This window comes from Neisseria sp. P0021.S007 (assembly GCF_051956855.1).
Genome location: NZ_JBQCXA010000313.1, coordinates 1 through 829, shown reverse-complemented (window position 1 = coordinate 829; position 829 = coordinate 1). Strand labels below are relative to the sequence as shown.

Here is an 829-nt window from a genome sequence, read left to right as displayed (position 1 = left end):
GTCCTCATCTTCTGCGTTACAACGAACGAATCGCCATCAACACTCAACCGGTTTCAGATGAATTGATTGTTTCCTCATTTGAGCGTATCGAAGCGGCGCGCGGCGAAATTTCGCTGACGTATTTTGAGTTTAATGCTTTGGCGGCCATCGATATTTTCATGCATGAAAATGTGGACGTAATGATTTTAGAAGTCGGTTTGGGTGGACGATTAGATGCTGTGAATGTATTTGACGGCGACTGCTCGGTCGTTACCAGCGTGGATTTGGACCATCAGGCATTTTTGGGCGATACTGTCGAGCAGGTCGGTTTTGAAAAAGCCGGAGTGTTCCGTAGCGGTAAACCAGCCGTGTGCGGTCAGAATCCTGCACCTGAATCATTGGTTAAACACGCAGAAGAAATTGGCGCAAAACTGTTGATGGTTCAGCGAGATTTTGATTTTGCGTCAATGGAAAGCGTACAGTGGAATTACCGCTTCCATCCGCAATCTTCAGACGGCCAAAGCCGTAACCGCAATTCCTTGCCGTTTCCTGCTTTACGCGGTGCCTATCAGTTGTCTAATGCCGCGTGTGCATTGACGGTGTTGGAGTGTTTGAACGAACAATTGCCGGTTGATATCGGCGCAATTAAACGTGGTTTGCTGTTGGTGGAGAATCCTGGACGTTTCCAAGTTTTGCCCGGCCGTCCGCTGGTGGTTTTGGATGTCGGCCACAATCCGCACGCTGCCCGTGCTTTGCGCCGCAGCCTGATTAACCTTGCCTTTGCCCAAAAACGTACCGCCGTATTCAGTATGTTGTCCGATAAAGATATTGATGGCGTGCTGGAAATCGT

The 829-nt window shown here is 49.2% G+C and carries 1 protein-coding gene; it reads left to right on the top strand.

All coding sequences use genetic code 11. The annotated features are described in order from the left end of the window. The coding region (locus ACTHUR_RS13045; protein ID WP_440398932.1) for a bifunctional folylpolyglutamate synthase/dihydrofolate synthase at positions 1 to 829 on the top strand (829 nt) is incomplete at both ends.